This window comes from Paenibacillus sp. SC116, from assembly GCF_024733555.1.
Lineage (GTDB): Bacteria > Bacillota > Bacilli > Paenibacillales > Paenibacillaceae > Paenibacillus_B.
The window spans coordinates 211,624-227,581 of the sequence record NZ_JANIOF010000006.1 but is presented as its reverse complement, the minus strand read 5'-3'; the positions used below and the strand labels follow the sequence as shown (position 1 = coordinate 227,581).

16 protein-coding genes and 1 tRNA gene are annotated in these 15,958 nt (G+C 45.0%); 4 read left to right on the top strand and 13 right to left on the bottom strand.

What is annotated here, in order from left to right:
* Window positions 1-56 precede the first annotated feature (56 nt).
* The 5 genes from ispG to NQ117_RS21090 all read right to left on the bottom strand — a co-directional run bounded on the left by ispG (window position 57) and on the right by NQ117_RS21090 (window position 5,800).
* Entirely contained in the window at window positions 57-1,157 is a 1,101-nt protein-coding gene (ispG, locus tag NQ117_RS21110; protein WP_258279989.1) for a flavodoxin-dependent (E)-4-hydroxy-3-methylbut-2-enyl-diphosphate synthase, read from the bottom strand.
* A 121-nt stretch (window positions 1,158-1,278) separates the two neighbouring features.
* A complete protein-coding gene (gene clpX, locus NQ117_RS21105; protein ID WP_258279988.1) occupies window positions 1,279-2,532 on the bottom strand; it encodes an ATP-dependent protease ATP-binding subunit ClpX in 1,254 nt (417 codons plus the stop codon).
* 13 nt (window positions 2,533-2,545) lie between these two features.
* Window positions 2,546-3,139, bottom strand: a complete 594-nt coding sequence (gene clpP, locus NQ117_RS21100) for an ATP-dependent Clp endopeptidase proteolytic subunit ClpP (RefSeq protein WP_258279987.1) — start codon at window positions 3,137-3,139, stop codon at window positions 2,546-2,548.
* A 363-nt stretch (window positions 3,140-3,502) separates the two neighbouring features.
* Window positions 3,503-4,783: a trigger factor gene (gene tig, locus NQ117_RS21095; protein ID WP_258279986.1), complete on the bottom strand. Its 1,281-nt coding sequence runs from the start codon at window positions 4,781-4,783 to the stop codon at window positions 3,503-3,505.
* 159 nt (window positions 4,784-4,942) lie between these two features.
* Window positions 4,943-5,800 (bottom strand): hypothetical protein, encoded by an 858-nt coding sequence (locus NQ117_RS21090; protein ID WP_258279985.1) that lies wholly within the window; start codon window positions 5,798-5,800, stop codon window positions 4,943-4,945.
* Between the two features lie 275 nt (window positions 5,801-6,075).
* Between NQ117_RS21090 and NQ117_RS21085 the strand changes: the two genes are divergently transcribed.
* Together NQ117_RS21085 and NQ117_RS21080 are read left to right on the top strand one after the other, a co-directional pair.
* A tRNA-Arg gene (locus tag NQ117_RS21085) sits at window positions 6,076-6,152 on the top strand.
* A gap of 337 nt (window positions 6,153-6,489) precedes the next feature.
* On the top strand, window positions 6,490-6,786 hold the full coding sequence (locus tag NQ117_RS21080; protein ID WP_258279984.1) for a magnetosome magnetite crystal formation protein family: 297 nt from the start codon (window positions 6,490-6,492) through the stop codon (window positions 6,784-6,786).
* A gap of 98 nt (window positions 6,787-6,884) precedes the next feature.
* Here the strand turns inward: NQ117_RS21080 and NQ117_RS21075 are convergent, their stop codons facing one another.
* The 3 genes from NQ117_RS21075 to NQ117_RS21065 are packed head-to-tail and all read right to left on the bottom strand — an operon-like array spanning window position 6,885 to window position 7,733.
* Window positions 6,885-7,031 (bottom strand): hypothetical protein, encoded by a 147-nt coding sequence (locus NQ117_RS21075; RefSeq protein WP_258279983.1) that lies wholly within the window; start codon window positions 7,029-7,031, stop codon window positions 6,885-6,887.
* A gap of 36 nt (window positions 7,032-7,067) precedes the next feature.
* Complete coding sequence (locus NQ117_RS21070) at window positions 7,068-7,415, bottom strand: carboxypeptidase (RefSeq protein ID WP_258279982.1); 348 nt, start codon at window positions 7,413-7,415, stop codon at window positions 7,068-7,070.
* 18 nt (window positions 7,416-7,433) lie between these two features.
* Window positions 7,434-7,733, bottom strand: coding sequence for a hypothetical protein (locus tag NQ117_RS21065; RefSeq protein WP_258279981.1), 300 nt, complete (start codon window positions 7,731-7,733; stop codon window positions 7,434-7,436).
* Between the two features lie 143 nt (window positions 7,734-7,876).
* On the opposite strand from NQ117_RS21065, the gene asnB reads away from it, so the two are divergent.
* Window positions 7,877-9,730 (top strand): asparagine synthase (glutamine-hydrolyzing), encoded by a 1,854-nt coding sequence (gene asnB, locus NQ117_RS21060; RefSeq protein ID WP_258279980.1) that lies wholly within the window; start codon window positions 7,877-7,879, stop codon window positions 9,728-9,730.
* A gap of 74 nt (window positions 9,731-9,804) precedes the next feature.
* Here asnB and NQ117_RS21055 read toward each other — a convergent pair whose 3' ends face one another.
* From NQ117_RS21055 to NQ117_RS21040, 4 genes are all read right to left on the bottom strand, one after another.
* Window positions 9,805-11,106: a homocysteine synthase gene (locus tag NQ117_RS21055; protein WP_258279979.1), complete on the bottom strand. Its 1,302-nt coding sequence runs from the start codon at window positions 11,104-11,106 to the stop codon at window positions 9,805-9,807.
* A 184-nt stretch (window positions 11,107-11,290) separates the two neighbouring features.
* Window positions 11,291-11,947 (bottom strand): RdgB/HAM1 family non-canonical purine NTP pyrophosphatase, encoded by a 657-nt coding sequence (gene rdgB, locus NQ117_RS21050; protein ID WP_258279978.1) that lies wholly within the window; start codon window positions 11,945-11,947, stop codon window positions 11,291-11,293.
* Between the two features lie 4 nt (window positions 11,948-11,951).
* On the bottom strand, window positions 11,952-12,713 hold the full coding sequence (gene rph, locus NQ117_RS21045) for a ribonuclease PH (RefSeq protein ID WP_258279977.1): 762 nt from the start codon (window positions 12,711-12,713) through the stop codon (window positions 11,952-11,954).
* Between the two features lie 135 nt (window positions 12,714-12,848).
* Window positions 12,849-13,940 carry a GerMN domain-containing protein gene (locus NQ117_RS21040; protein ID WP_258279976.1) on the bottom strand — a complete coding sequence of 364 codons (1,092 nt, stop codon included), beginning with the start codon at window positions 13,938-13,940 and terminating at the stop codon, window positions 12,849-12,851.
* A gap of 190 nt (window positions 13,941-14,130) precedes the next feature.
* Here NQ117_RS21040 and NQ117_RS21035 point away from each other — a divergent pair, with 190 nt between their 5' ends.
* The gene (locus NQ117_RS21035) at window positions 14,131-14,727 is read left to right on the top strand and encodes a phosphatidylglycerophosphatase A family protein (protein ID WP_258279975.1); all 597 of its coding nucleotides are present in this window, start codon (window positions 14,131-14,133) and stop codon (window positions 14,725-14,727) included.
* Window positions 14,728-14,854: 127 nt separating this feature from the next.
* Here the strand turns inward: NQ117_RS21035 and NQ117_RS21030 are convergent, their stop codons facing one another.
* The gene (locus NQ117_RS21030; protein WP_258279974.1) at window positions 14,855-15,946 is read right to left on the bottom strand and encodes an MBL fold metallo-hydrolase; all 1,092 of its coding nucleotides are present in this window, start codon (window positions 15,944-15,946) and stop codon (window positions 14,855-14,857) included.
* Between the last annotated feature and the right edge of the window lie 12 nt (window positions 15,947-15,958).

Sequence of the window (15,958 nt, the reverse complement as noted above, 5' to 3'; positions counted from 1 at the left end):
TTCACAGTGCACGGCCTGTCCTCTAACAAACTAGGTGCACAATGCACCCTTTTCTGTTAATGTCTTTCACGTCCAGGGATTTTACCTGTACGCTCATATTCGGCTACGATAATGTCAATTTCCTTTTTTAACTCTTCAACCATATCAGCTTCAGGTACTTTGCGTATCATTTGGCCATAGCGGAACAATAACCCTTCCCCTCTTGCACCAGCAATCCCAATATCAGCTTCACGCGCTTCACCAGGACCATTTACAGCACAGCCAAGCACGGATACTTTAATCGGCACCTTAACGTTTGCAATGTACTCTTCCACCTCATTCGCGATGGAGAACAAATCGATATCCAAGCGTCCACATGTCGGACAGGATACAAGTGTAGCTGCATTCGAAATCAAACCGAATGATTTAAGAATCTCACGCGCCACCTTTACTTCCTCTACCGGATCTGCACTTAAGCTGATACGAACAGTTGAACCCAGTCCCAAGGATAACAAAGCTCCAATTCCCGCGGCACTCTTACATGTTCCCGAGAACAGCGTTCCTGCTTCAGTAATTCCCAAGTGAAGTGGATACTTAATTACTTCGGCAGCTTTGGAATAAGCGGCAATTGCCATCGGTACATCAGAAGCCTTCAAGGATACGATAATATCGTGGAAATCCAACTCCTCAAGAATGCCAATGTGGAACAATGCACTTTCAACCATAGCTTCAGGCGTAGGGTATCCGTATTTCTCTAGCAAATGATTTTCCAATGAGCCGGCATTTACACCGATACGAATCGGAATTCCACGTTCTTTACACGCTTTTACAACCGCCTCAACCTTCTCACGACGGCCAATGTTACCAGGATTGATACGTACCTTGTCGATGCCGTTTTCAATCGCTTTAAGCGCCAAGCGATAATCGAAGTGAATATCCGCAACCAGCGGAATATTGATACGCTTCTTAATCTCTTTAATCGCATCTGCCGCTTCTTCATTGTTCACGGTAACGCGTACGACTTGACACCCTGCCTCCTCCAATCGGAGAATCTCAGCAACGGTCGCTTCAACGTCTGCCGTCTTCGTCGTACACATACTTTGAATGATGACCTCGTTATTACCACCAATCGTTACATTCCCGACTTGTACAGGTCTTGTCTGATGTCGTAGATACATGTTTATTCTCTCCCAATTCGGATAACAACGGAAAAGCGCCTAGCGGCGCTTTAGCTTGGACAACCACCTATTCATTCACACTCGCTGTACAGGCGGCTGCCCCTGCTAGATTCAAGCGTTATTATGCGCTCTCTTCCTTTTTCTTCTGATCCGTTGTTAGTTCCGGAATGATACGTTCACGCACAACTTGTTCTGTAATGACACAAGTTGTAATATCGTCACGGGATGGCACTTCATACATGACATCCAGCATAATTCCTTCAATAATCGCGCGTAGTCCGCGTGCACCTGTGTTTCGCTTGATCGCTTCGCGAGAAATAGCTTCCAATGCACCTGCTTCGAACTCAAGCTTCACATTGTCCATTTCCAACAGCTTCTGATACTGCTTCGTCAAAGCGTTCTTAGGCTCGCTCAAAATACGCACAAGCGTTTCTTCATCCAACGGCTCCAATGTAGAGATTACCGGTAGACGACCTACGAATTCAGGGATTAGACCGAATTTCAGCAAGTCTTCTGGCAACGTCATGGACAAATATTCACCCGGTTTGAGATCCTTTTGTCCGCCTTCTGCTGCGTTGAAACCGATAATTTTCTTACCTACGCGGCGCTTGATTAATTGTTCTAGACCATCAAATGCTCCACCGCAGATAAACAAAATATTTGTTGTATCAATCTGGATGAATTCTTGATGTGGATGCTTGCGACCGCCTTGCGGTGGCACAGAAGCAACTGTTCCTTCAAGAATTTTCAGCAATGCCTGCTGTACGCCTTCACCAGAAACGTCACGAGTGATAGATGGGTTCTCGGATTTACGAGCAACCTTATCAATCTCATCGATGTAAATAATGCCTCGTTCAGCCTTCTCAACATCGTAGTCTGCAGCTTGGATAAGCTTCAATAGGATGTTTTCAACATCCTCACCTACATAACCTGCTTCAGTCAAAGAAGTTGCATCTGCGATAGCAAATGGTACGTTAAGAATCTTAGCCATCGTTTGCGCAAGCAATGTCTTACCAGAACCAGTAGGACCTACGAGCAAAATATTACTCTTATTCAGCTCAACATCCTCAATCTTGCTTTGGGTGTTAATGCGCTTGTAGTGGTTATATACTGCCACAGACAAAGATTTCTTCGCTTGATCTTGACCAATAACATATTGATCCAAAATCCCCCGAATTTCCTTTGGTTTCGGAATATCCTTGAGATCAACCTCTTCTTCATGACCGAGCTCTTCTTCTACAATTTCATTGCAAAGCTCGATGCACTCATCACAAATATATACACCAGGACCCGCTACCAACTTGCGTACTTGTTCTTGAGACTTTCCGCAGAAGGAGCATTTCAACTGGCCTTTTTCTTCATTAAATTTGAACAATGCGCTTCCCTCCTTACTTCAAAGCTGTGCCGGAATGAATTACAGCATCTACAAGGCCGTAGTCTTTCGCTTCATCCGCACTCATAAAGTAATCGCGATCTGTATCGCGGTCAATCTTATCATACGGTTGGCCTGTACGGTCAACATAGATCTGATTCAGCTTCTGCTTCGTCTTAATGATCCAATCCGCATGAATTTTAATATCTGTAGCCTGCCCACGAACACCACCAAGCGGTTGGTGTATCATTACTTCGGCATTAGGCAACGCAAAGCGTTTGCCAGGCGCTCCTGCTGTAAGCAGCAACGAGCCCATGCTTGCAGCCATCCCCACACAGATTGTAGATACGTCAGGCTTAATATGTTGCATTGTATCCAATATACCAAGCCCAGCCGTAACTGAACCACCCGGAGAGTTGATGTATAAGTGAATATCCTTTTCTGGATCGTCTGCTTCCAAGAACAACAATTGAGCAATAATGCTATTAGCAACATCATCATCAATTGCGCTTCCTAGGAAGATGATGCGGTCTTTCAGTAATCGGGAGTAAATGTCGTATGAGCGTTCGCCCCGATTGGTCTGCTCGATGACCATAGGAATCAAATTCATGGTACCGACCTCTTTTCTTTATCAGGCTATACTAGCTTATTTTATCACGTTCCGTAATCAATGTCATATTCACACCGTTATTACAGTGTATGACGCTATGTTATGTATTTAGTCTCATTCCTCAAAAGTACAAAGGAATTGCTCAACTGGCGGAACATCCAGCGATATTCATGGTTTGTTCATGAAGCAAGAACGTATTAAATATGTACACTGTTTTCAATGGAGTCAAACGATATGGTAAAAGACGCTGTACATACTCATTAGGAGAAGCGCCTATAAAAAGGAGGAAAAACAAGGCACGCAATACGTGATTGACGTGCCTTGTCATGTTGTGCCGAGGTTTAACCCTCAACTTGTATGTGATTAGTTGTTGTCAGCAAGAAACTTGATTGTCTTGCGGAGCAGCGCTTCCTCACGAAGGTTGTTGATAGTACCATTCTTCTCCAAGATCGTACGGATCTCATCCGCAGGACGTTGGTAAGCTTGTCCCATCTTTTCAAGCTCTTCTGCTAGCTCTTCATCAGAGACAGCAAGGCTTTCAGCCTTCGCAACTTGCTCAAGAACGAGGTTGTTTTTCACACGAACGTCTGCTTCATTCTGCATTTGCTCACGAAGGTCAGCAATTGTTTGTCCAGAAAGAGTCAAGAACATATCCATGTTCATACCTTGCATGCGCAGACGGTTGTCAAGATCTTTAACCATGTGTTGAATCTCGGATTCGATCATGGAACGTGGAATCTCAACTTCAGCTTTAGCAGATACTGCTTCAACTACTGCTGCTTCACGTGCTGCTGCTGCTTCACGGTCTTTGCGTTCTTGAAGCTGCTTGCTCAAATCAGCTTTGTACTCATCAAGCGTTTCGAACTCGCTCACATCTTTAGCGAACTCATCATCCAATACTGGAAGCTGCTTGCGCTTGATTTCATGCAATTTCACTTTGAACAGAGCAGGCTTGCCTGCAAGGTTCTCAGCATGGTAGTGTTCTGGGAATGTAACTTCAACATCTTTGAAGTCACCAGTTCCAAGACCTACCAATTGGTCTTCGAAGCCAGGAATGAAGGAGTTGGAACCAAGTTCCAAGCTGTAACGCTCTGCTTGTCCACCTTCAAATGCTTCACCATCAACGAATCCTTCGAAGTCGATAACAACTGTGTCACCGCTCTTCGCAGTATCTTCGTCAACGATTACAAGCTCAGCATGACGCTGTTGCAAACGCTCCAATTCAGCGTTCATGTCTTCTTCTGTTACTTCCGCGGATTGTTGCTCCACGCTAAGACCTTTGTAGTCGCCCAATTTTACTTCAGGCTTTACAGTTACTTTAGCTTTGAACTTGAACGTTTCGCCTTTAGCGAATTGCTCAACATCAACTTCTGGTTGATCTACAGGTTGAATCGCTGTTTCTTTAACTGCTTCAGCGTATGCTTTAGGCAGCAAGATGTCGATTGCGTCTTGGTATAGGCTCTCTACACCGTATTTTGATTCGAAAATTGTGCGAGGCACTTTACCTTTACGGAAGCCAGGAACGCTTGCGCGCTTCTGAACTTTCTTAAATGCTTGATCCAAAGCTTCTGTTACACGCTCTGCGTTAACTTCAACTTCAAGTACACCAACGTTACTCTCTATTTTTTCCCAAGTTGCTTTCATTTTATGCCTTCCCCTCCAAAAAAATCACATGGCTAGATCATAGCTTACACGTTCTTGAAATAACCATTACATTATAGCCGAAGCTATAGTGTTTTTCAAGGCAACACCTTTGCCATTATGTGTGCCTCAGGCCATGTTGTCAAGCCTCGCTATAATTCGTCAAGATTCTGCTCGAAACGACTTCGCCAATGATCGCAATGCCTGTTCATAAACGATACGTGAATCACTGTTTATATGATAAATTTGCTTTACTACCGATTCTTCCTCTTGAAGTTGAAGCAACCCAGCTACTATGCGATGAAGTGCTGCCGCCCAGGCATTCGCCTCAACTTCTGTGCCACTGCGCAATTGAGCATACTGCGACGTTCCATAAATAGCCTTTATAAATTGATGCCATATTTCTTGAGCAAAGTAGGCAATGGACGGTTCACGAAGCGCAACAACCTCGTGCACCCGCTCTGCTGGTGCTAATAAGGTTGAAGGATATGAGGCATATTCGAGAGGCGTATGTTCAATGTCTACTACACACTGCTCATTTCCACGGTAAAAGGTAACAGCACCTGTCATTCCTCGCTTGCAAAGTGTCTGTAAAATTCCGAACTGAACAATGGGATGCAGTTTCTTCGTTTCCAATAAATAGATCAGCTCATCATTCAAGTTAGCATCTTCCGCTACAGTTAGCTGCTCCAATATGAACCATTTTCTTTCATCAAAAGGAGTTTCTTGCAACCGTTCAAGCATCTTCGCTATGTATTGTTCATCCATCTGCTGTTTCTCTAACACTTGTGAGCGAACCACATCTTGCTCAGACACATCTTCTTCCGCTTGCTGAATATTATGTATAGAAGGTTGTTCTGTCTCATCTTGCAGGTATGGGAAAGCTTGCAGCAGCCATTCGAGCAGTGCTTGCCATTCCATACGGCTCTCTTCATTGTCTCCACTGCATTGTAATAGGAACTTTAACAGCGAAACAGCCTCGGCATAGCGCTCAGACTCCAGCATACGCGTCAGTTCCATTTGATAATACTCGTATGTTTTTGGAAACAATACGACATTCGGTTTCGATCGATTATGTTCCGTAATAAGTAGCACCTACCTTCTTGTCAGCTAGTCAGCTGTTCAGGTCACATGGTTCCCTTCGTTATTGTCGGGTTTGTTCATTATACCATACACTGGGATACTGCTGACATTACACTGTTTTGCTTCTGTAATAAATTGAAAGAAAAAAAGATAACTAAAACTGTTGCATCGCTGCTCATTTTTTGATATTATCAGTCATGTTGTTATTATTTGTCCCAGTAGCTCAGCAGGATAGAGCAACGGCCTTCTAAGCCGTCGGTCGGGGGTTCGAATCCCTCCTGGGACGCCAGTTATTTAATTTTAATCGATATTTAACCATACATCAAACCCCTAGAAACCTTTGTGCAACAAGGTTCCTGGGGGTTTTTATGTTTATACATTACCCCGAAGATCGCTGAATTAAACGAGTTGTATCAGAAAAAACGAATTTAAAAGCACCTAACTTTCACCAGATTGTTATGTATAACTGCAAAATAATTATCAATTTATCCATACAAGCTCTTCTACAATACCGATACTTTCATGCTTCTACTTTTGTTACAACCTCTCCAAAATGGGTAAACTCTAGAAAATAAACCATCCTATTTCGCATATGCTACTTTAGAATAACTAAAGAGGTGATCCTTTTGTCTTCGAAACATTTGCTTGCTGCCTTATGTTACTTCAGCATTTTTTTCGCAGGGGTGCTGCTTCCGCTGGTCGTGCTGTTCACCGCTGATCACGGCTATACCCGCAAGCACGCAAGCTACGCTTTGATTTCTCAGCTGCTGCCTTTCGTCTTTATCGTATTCGTATTCATCTCCCTGTTCAGCGGAGAATTTGTTATTAGCTTCGGCTTTACTCTTCTAGCTGCTATTTTGTCATTCTTTATATTTGTCTGGAACATCATTATGGGAATCAAAGTTCTTCGAGAAGCAAATTAATGTTTGGTTTCGCATGAAAAAGCAACAGGCGGGCGCTGCCTCTTTCATGAACACAACGCTTCGCCTGTTGCCTCTAACAAATTGGTTTTCTTCTTAGGCTATCCTTTTTTACTGCTATCCCGTTTGCTGCCATCCCATGGATTTTTTTGCGCAGGATGCTTTACATTTTTCATAATGACATCATGAGCATGATTTTGTTGATGAGCGTATTTATTTCCTTTGGTGTCTTTGAATGATTCTGTCATATTTTACGCCTCCTGTTATGGGTATAATCATGACTGCTATGACTGCTCGGTAAGAGAATCAAGTTGGGAACGCACTTCAGAGCAAGCTAATAAATTATCAAGGAAATGCGCTTTCGCCTTCCAGTCGCACCCAAAGCTATCATCGCTAAATTCTTCTTCTGCCACTGACTCCAGCGCTTGATGAACATCAGGTACCACTTGAGCAGCATCTCCACCTGCATGAGCCTGCAACACCCTAACAATTTCGTAGCCACCATGTGGAATCGCAGTTACATAAGCAAGCAAATTCCCTGTTCGGCCAAAAGGAATGATTTCTACTTCTGCGCATAATTTCCCGTCGACTGTTGTCGTTTTTTTAAAATGAGCTTGTTGAATATCAATCACCGCTATTCTCCCCCTTCCTCAATCCCGTATTTGGGACAGAGTTTGCTTCGTCGCTGACGTCCCTAGCTTGGCTATGATGTTGTAGATATCATCAACAACCTGTTGACTGCGAGCATTAAGTTCCACTTCAGGCACATCGATGACCGGGTTAAACCCACGGTATAGCGCCTCTGTCTCTGCCTCTTCCAGCTTGGAGAATTGACCCAGAAGTGCTGCCGCTTCATCCTCTGTAGCATGAATGGTCCACTCATCGCCTTGTGTGGAATAAGGGAGCACGGTTCGCGCATGAACCGAAACATAATACGTATGACGACTCACATCACCCCTCCTTTTTTGTTAGCTTCCCCTGATGGACATACATCTTATCCCGGTTCCTGCATACCCATGATATTATCTTGATTTATAGACAGCTCGGTCATCGGTCTTCTCGGTAGTATCGGAGCAGAGAGGATGAACAACGTATGTGTGGAATAACAGGATGGATCGATTGGAACCGCGACCTCACCTCGAACCATAATACAGCCATCGTTGAGCAAATGACGGAAACATTGACAGCAAGGGGACCAGATGCAAAAGGAACTTGGTTTACAGGGTCATGTGCACTCGGCCATCGCAGACTAGCTGTCATTGATCCGACGAATGGCGCTCAGCCTATGGTCATTCATCACGAAAGCAGCACTTATGCAATTGCGTACAATGGTGAACTTTACAACGCAGGTGAATTGAGGGAGGATCTGCTTCATAAAGGTTACAAGTTCCGCACCCATTGCGATACAGAGGTACTTTTGATCGCATACATCGAGTGGAAGCAAGCCTGTGTGGAACGATTAAACGGCATTTTCGCATTCGCCGTGTGGGAAGAAGCCGAGCAGAAACTATTTATGGCTCGTGATCGGCTTGGAGTTAAGCCTCTTTTTTATGCAGAAGGGGAAGGCTGGTTTGCTTTTGGCTCTGAGCCTAAAGCATTGCTGAAACATCCTAACATATCACCAATTATCGATTCAGAAGGGGTTGCAGAAATCTTTATAGTTGGTCCTGCCCGCACCCCTGGACATGGCATATACAAGCAACTGCGGGAAGTAAGACCTGGCAGGACACTGACCTACGATCGCAACGGCAGCCGTTCATCCACCTATTGGCAGCTTGAAAGCTATGAACACGAACATAATGAAGAGCAGACGGCCCAACATGTTAGAGAACTATTACTGGATACAGTAGAACGCCAACTTGTATCTGATGTTCCCGTCTGTACCTTGCTGTCTGGAGGTCTTGATTCCAGCGCATTAACTGCACTGACTGCCATGCATTACAAGCGGAATGGATTGGGTCAGGTAAACACCTTCTCCGTCGATTACGTGGACAACGATAAACATTTCAAAGCACATAGCTTCCAACCCAATGCGGATGAGCCTTGGATTCAACGGATGGTGGAAGAGCTGCAAACGAAACATCATTATATTAAATTTGATACCCCTGAATTAGTCGAGTCTTTGACAACAGCCGTTCATGTCCGAGATTTGCCCGGAATGACGGACATTGACGGATCGCTGTATTTATTTTGCCGTGAAATAAAAAAACACGCCACGGTCGCTTTATCAGGAGAAGCCGCTGATGAAGTGTTCGGAGGTTATCCTTGGTTCCATAGAGAAGAAGCATTATCTGCCTCCACCTTCCCATGGGCCTTATCCGTGCCCCTCAGAAACAGCTTACTAAAGCCAGAAATTGCTGAGGCGATAAAGGGAGAACAGTACGCAGCTGACCGTTATGCCCAAGCTGTTGCAGAAGTACCCCTACTTAACAGGGAAGATGAAGCAGCTAGTCGCATGAGAAAAATGTCTTATTTGAACATCACAAGATTTATGCCTACTTTGCTTGATCGTAAAGACAGAATGAGCATGGGTGTTGGGCTTGAAGTGCGTGTTCCTTATACCGACCATCGCTTAGTGCAGTATGCATTTAATGTGCCATGGTCCATTAAAACACATGGCCATCGGGAAAAAGGACTGCTTCGTAAAGCATTGGAAGGGCTCCTCCCACATGACGTTTTATATCGCAAAAAAAGTCCTTATCCAAAAACGCACAATCCAAGCTATCTCAATGCCGTTCGTAAACAAGTATTGGAACGATTGGACGATCCGAGCTCTCCTCTCCATACGTTCATTCAAGCTGATCGCATTCGCAGCATCGCTGCTTCAGAAGAAGCCAGCTCCAACCTGCCTTGGTTCGGTCAGCTGATGTCTGGACCACAACTATTCGCTTATCTGCTGCAAATCGATTATTGGATGAGAACTTATCAGGTCCAAGTTCGATTCTAGTCAAAAAAGCCGCTTTTCCTTTAGCAGGCAACTCCTGCGGGGAAAGCGGCTCTTTCATTTTTTATAACAATGAATCACACTCGTGCTAATTGGCTAGCTGCAATCGCTTGACCAAGGTCATGAATTATATCTTTAATGGATTCCGTACCAACGGATAAACGAATAAGTCCAGGAGTTACTCCCGCTGACAACTGATCTTCTGCTGATAGCTGCAAATGCGTTGTGCTCGCAGGATGAATAATGAGCGACTTCGAATCTCCGACATTGGCTAAGTGAGAAAGCAGCTTGACGTTCTCAATCACTTTGCGGCCTGCTTCCACTCCACCTTTAATTTCGAATGCCACAATCGCTCCTTGGCCATTCGGCAAGTATTTCTGCGCTAGGGCATAGGAAGGATGACTAGGGAGGCCGCTGTAGCTTACCGATTGCACAGCCTCATGCTGTTCAAGGTACTGAGCTACCTTTAAGGCATTTTCACTATGACGTTCTACACGTAAATGAAGGGTCTCCAATCCTTGCAACAGTAAGAATGCATTAAATGGTGACAAACTTGCACCAAGATCGCGCTGCAATTGAACACGTGCCTTAATGATGTAAGCAAGCGAACCTACAGCCTCTGTATACACGATGCCGTTATAGCTCGGATCAGGCTGTGTCAAACCAGGGAATTTGTCGGTTGCAGCCCAGTCAAAGCGACCGCTATCAACAATGATGCCGCCAATCGAAGTACCGTGACCGCCAATGAATTTGGTAGCAGAATGAACAACAACGTCAGCACCATGTTCGATTGGGCGCAATAAGTAAGGACTAGGGAATGTATTATCTACGATGAGAGGAATATGATGGCTGTGTGCTACTTCGGCTACTGCTTCAATATCAAGCACGTCGCCTTTTGGATTGCCTATGGATTCGGCAAAGAGCGCCTTCGTCTTCGAAGTAATGGCCTTACGGAAGTTTTCTGGATTACTTGCATCCACGAAATGAACTTTAATACCCAGTTTAGCTAATGTATTGGCGAATAAATTATACGTTCCACCATACAGTGTCGAGGAAGAAACGATCTCATCTCCTGCCCCTGCAATATTCAAGATGGCAAATGTAATTGCCGCCTGACCAGAAGCCGTCGCTAAACCGCCTACACCGCCTTCCAATGCTGCCACACGCTTCTCAAACACATCCGTAGTCGGATTCATAATGCGTGTATAGATGTTGCCAAATTCCTTCAGCCCGAATAGATTGGCCGCATGGTCGGTGTCTTTAAAGGTGTAAGAGGTCGTCTGGTATAACGGAACTGCTCTTGATTGTGTTACTGGGTCCACTTCTTGCCCTGCATGAATAGCTAGCGTCTCCAACTCGTACTGATACTCCTCACTCATCTTAAACCATCCTTCCCCGTCCACAATTTGGAATTATATTGATGTGAAGAAAGGCACCTTTACACATATACGCTGCAAAGGTGCCTTTATGTATACTACCTTATCGGAAGACCGTTCAGATGTCTATAGGATAAAGGAATATTTTATACTTTTTCACTCGGAATTATCGGCATTAAAGAAAAGATTAATGTCCTACACCAAGTGATATACGCTGCATCAATAGGCGCAACGCTTCACCTCGATGGCTTATGCGTTGTTTTTCCTCTGGAGCCAGCTCTGCCATCGTCCGCTCATAAGATGGAACGTAGAAATGTGGATCATAACCGAACCCATAGTTTCCACGCGCCTGTTCAACGATGACACCATCACAGGTTCCAACTGCTTCGTAGGATTGCTTCGTGTTCGGATCATACAGCACTAACGCGCACACAAATTGCGCGGAACTAAGTCCTACAGCTTCTTCCCCATCCGCCAGCATATATTGCTCGCTATCAGCCTTTAATGCTGTCAAATTATCGATTAGGCGGGCATTGTTCGCTTCATCGTTGCCATGCTCGCCTGCGTAGCGGGCCGAGTATACACCTGGCTCACCATTTAAACGCTCAACAGCAAGTCCTGAATCGTCTGCCAGCACAGGAATTCGAAGTGCCTCAGCAACAGTCATCGCTTTCTTGAACGCATTTTCAAGAAAAGTTTCACCGTCTTCGTCTACATCAGGAATCAGAGGATAGTCTGCTAAGCTCTTCACTTGAAGGCCAAGCGCGCTAAACGCAAGCGTAAACTCACGCACTTTTCCGGCATTTCGTGTTGCAACAAGGATTGTATCTCCCACGACAGGCATTAGCTTATGCCTCCTTGTTGGAAGCTGCTGCAGGCAAAATCTTGTCTGCAATCGCTCCAAGCGCTTCTTTCTGGTGCCCGATCATGTCGAGAACCCCTTTCTCACCCAACGCAAGCAGCTCATTCAGCTCTTCACGTGAAAATGGGCTTTCTTCACCCGTTCCTTGAACCTCTACGAATTTGCCGCTTCCCGTCATCACAACGTTCATATCGACTTTCGCTGTGGAATCCTCATCATAGTTCAAATCCAATACAGCCTTTTCCTCGACAACACCAACGCTAACCGATGCGAGGAAATCTGTAATAGGGAACTTCTTCAACGAATGCTGCTCAGCTACTTTGTTAAGCGCGATAGCCATTGCTACAAAAGCACCTGTTATCGATGTCGTACGTGTTCCACCATCCGCTTGGATGACATCACAGTCCAACGTAACGGTACGCTCACCCAGTGCATGCAAATCTACTACCGAACGCAATGCACGACCGATTAGACGTTGAATTTCCATTGTACGCCCCGTTAATTTACCTCGATTGGCTTCACGCTGATTTCTCGTTTGTGTAGCGCGCGGCAGCATTGAATATTCAGCTGTAACCCAGCCTTTTCCTTGTCCTTTAAGAAAGGGAGGAACGCGTTCATCAACCGTTGCCGTACACAAAACTTTCGTGTCGCCTACTTCAATGAACACCGATCCTTCCGCATATTTATTCGTATTCGTACGAATTGTAATCGGGCGGAGCTCATCCGCCTTTCGTCCGTTGCTTCTCATTGTTGTGCCTCCTACATTACTTCAACATGACCACCATTTAGTTAGAACATTCCTATTTTAACAAAGTCACGGATGAAAAGCATCTTTGGCATTCCAAAAATCAAGCCTCAGCCCGCTACAGCCGACAGTCCCACACTAGCCTTTCCAGACAGGAACCACTTCTACACGCGATACTGGCTCGGAGTAGTTTTTGTTATCTGTGCCTTTAATATCCTTAACTCCGTTCACAAGCACTTGAACTTTACCAATGTCAGGACGCTCCGTCAACGATAATACAACTGCTTTAATCAATTCAGACGGAACCTTGTCACCTTGCTCAAACATCGTATCTTCCAAGTTGATTGTCACGAGATCACCTTTATGCTCAATCTTTCCGATCTTCGTCTCTTCAGTCAGCACCCGTGACAATTGATTAGGATTAAGCGGGCCTGCCACCATCTGCTCTAGTGTTGCTGTCAAAGGATCATTAGATGGTGCAATCAACCTTGTAATCGGAACATAATATGCTTTCCCCTTCTCAGTAAGAGCAGTGAAGTATAATGTAACTGGCGTGGAGTACATATCACTTACTCCGTCCGCTCTTTCTAAATTAATGCCGAAGTTCCGTGATAAACGGCCATCAATCGGTGTATCACCTACTGGCATTGCCGTTAGGCGCTGCCCATTCATCCATAACTGGACATGCTTCACATCAGTCAGTGAAGTTAGCGTCCAAACGATGGACTCAAGTACTTTACGCTCATCTTCTACCTTGTACTGATGGAACTCATCAGAAAATTCTACAATAGCAAGCTGCTGCTCAGGCTTAATGGACAACTGTGTCACTTTTGTTCCTTTTGGGATTGTCGCCTTAAAATCCGCAGGTAGCTTCGCCGCATGAGCCCCACCTTCAACAAGAAGTTCCAGCGCCGCCTTGCCCAGCTCATCACTGCTCTTCGCTTCCCATTTATACCCGATAGGAGCTAAATATCCATATCGATCGCGTGCATACACGGTCATATTAGGCTTCGCTTGTTCATCTCCGATTTGGAGGCTTGTCCCTTGTACACCGCTCGCATTGTTTTCAATTTGCTGAAGCATTTGCATTTCCACATCCAATGGAGGAGCGTCGATAGCACTTTCGCCACCGCATGCAGTCAAGCCAACGGTCACAGTTAATATACCAGCCAACATTCCAAGACGTGACAGACGGGAGCGTGAAGATACAGGAGTAGATTCATGATTCATTATTATATATTCCTCCTTGACCTGTAGTGATGCGGAAGACCAACAGCCAGTCAACGCACCTATTTGTCCTATATATACGAACAAGCAGGCAGGAACATGACCAGATTTGCAATTTTTGTTGGAAAGATGCATGCTTAACTTGTAGGATAAATCGGTAATACATGAAAGAACATATAATGAGGTGACTTACATGAGCACAGAAAACAATGCAAAAAAGCCATACAGTTTGAATAGCGAATTGGTAGAATCGGTGACAAGAGACTTACTTAAGAAGCGAGGCATCGAGCTTGAACATATTGCTGAGCTCGTCTTGTTCTTACAAAAAAAGTATTACCCTGAGCTTACATTGGACTATTGCAAATATAGTGTGGATCAAGTCCTTCGCAAACGTGAAGTTCAAAACGCTATTTTGACAGGTATCCAATTAGATATGATGGCTGAGGAAGGCAAACTCATCCCCGCTCTGCAAGAGATGGTGGAAAATGATGAGGGCTTGTACGGCGTAGATGAAATTTTAGCTTTTTCTATCGTTAACGTGTATGGAAGTATCGGATTTACGAACTTCGGTTATGTAGATAAAATGAAAGCCGGTGTCCTCGAACGCTTAAACGACAAAAGTGACGGACAAATACATACCTTCTTGGATGATATTGTCGGGGCAATAGCAGCTGCTGCAAGCAGTCGTATTGCACACCGTAAGCAAGCAGAACGCGAGGAAGATATGGAGCATATGCGTCAATTAGCGGAGCAGCAAGCCGCTGCAGCAAAGGCACAATTAGAGAGCTAATTTCAACTTAGCCCTGAATGGCTTACTAATTTAAAATTAAATACGTGCAAATCAAACAAGGTTGTCCGAGGCACTGGTAAGAGCGCCATACGGACAACCTTGTTGTTTCATTAGAATCGTTCATTTATTAGCTAATGGTACACTCAGCTCGCTGTGTACAAGAACTCCACACACGGACGTCTCCAACCTGCTCCAAAGACTGCTCACAATTGACTTGCCCACGACGTTCCAGCTCTATCAAATGAGATAGTGTCTCTCCCATCGCAAATCGGAATTGGTGTACTGTAAGCCGTCCGATATTCCCAAAAATACGCGTACATAACTGATACGCTGTCATCGGTTCACGCACAAGCATTGCATGCCATTCAGCCAAACGCTCTTCATGATGCTGAAGTAAATAATCAATTCGCGAACGATATTGATAAAATGGATTTCGGTGCCCAGGCAATACCAGTTCCACCTCTAACGCCGACAGCTTTTTCAATCCTTCCAAATACAACTGCAACGGTTGCGGATCGCTGCCTGGTATATAGCTTACATTGGGTGTAATTTGTGGCAGCACATGATCGCCTGCAAGAAGCAAACCATGCTCTTTATGATAAAAGCTTATATGGCCAGGCGCATGACCATGCGTTTCAATAGCTGTCCATGTTCGCCCACCAAACACAAGCTCATCTCCATCATTTATATATGTCACCTCTGGAAGCGGGCTTACACAGGCCTCAAAGCTATCCATATGTTCCCCAAGCGTCTCCATTACCTCTTCAGGCGCACCATGCAGACGCATTACCTGCTGCATCTGTTGTGCCATTTGATTACCGTCACCCCATAGCATAACAGCATGCTGCCAGCCGATGCGGGACAATACGACCGGTACTTCATGCTTCTGCTGCAGCAGCCCTGCCATACCTAGATGATCAGGATGATAGTGAGTTAAAATAATTTGACGCAGAGAACCAGTATGTATAGACAACTTGTCCAACACTTCTTGCCAAGCCGCCTCTGCCTGTGGGGTTCGCAAGCCAGGGTCTACAATGGTCCAGCCTGTATGATCCGATTCACGCATCGCATAGGCATTCACCCACCGAAGCGAGAAAGGCAGTGGTATACGAATCTGATAAATGGGTTCCAATTGCTTATGCTCATCCTGCCAAACGGTAATGCTCCAATGTTCACCTTCAGCAAAAGCCTGACCTTGCCAACGCTTCGCCTCTGCCATCCTCTCAACTTC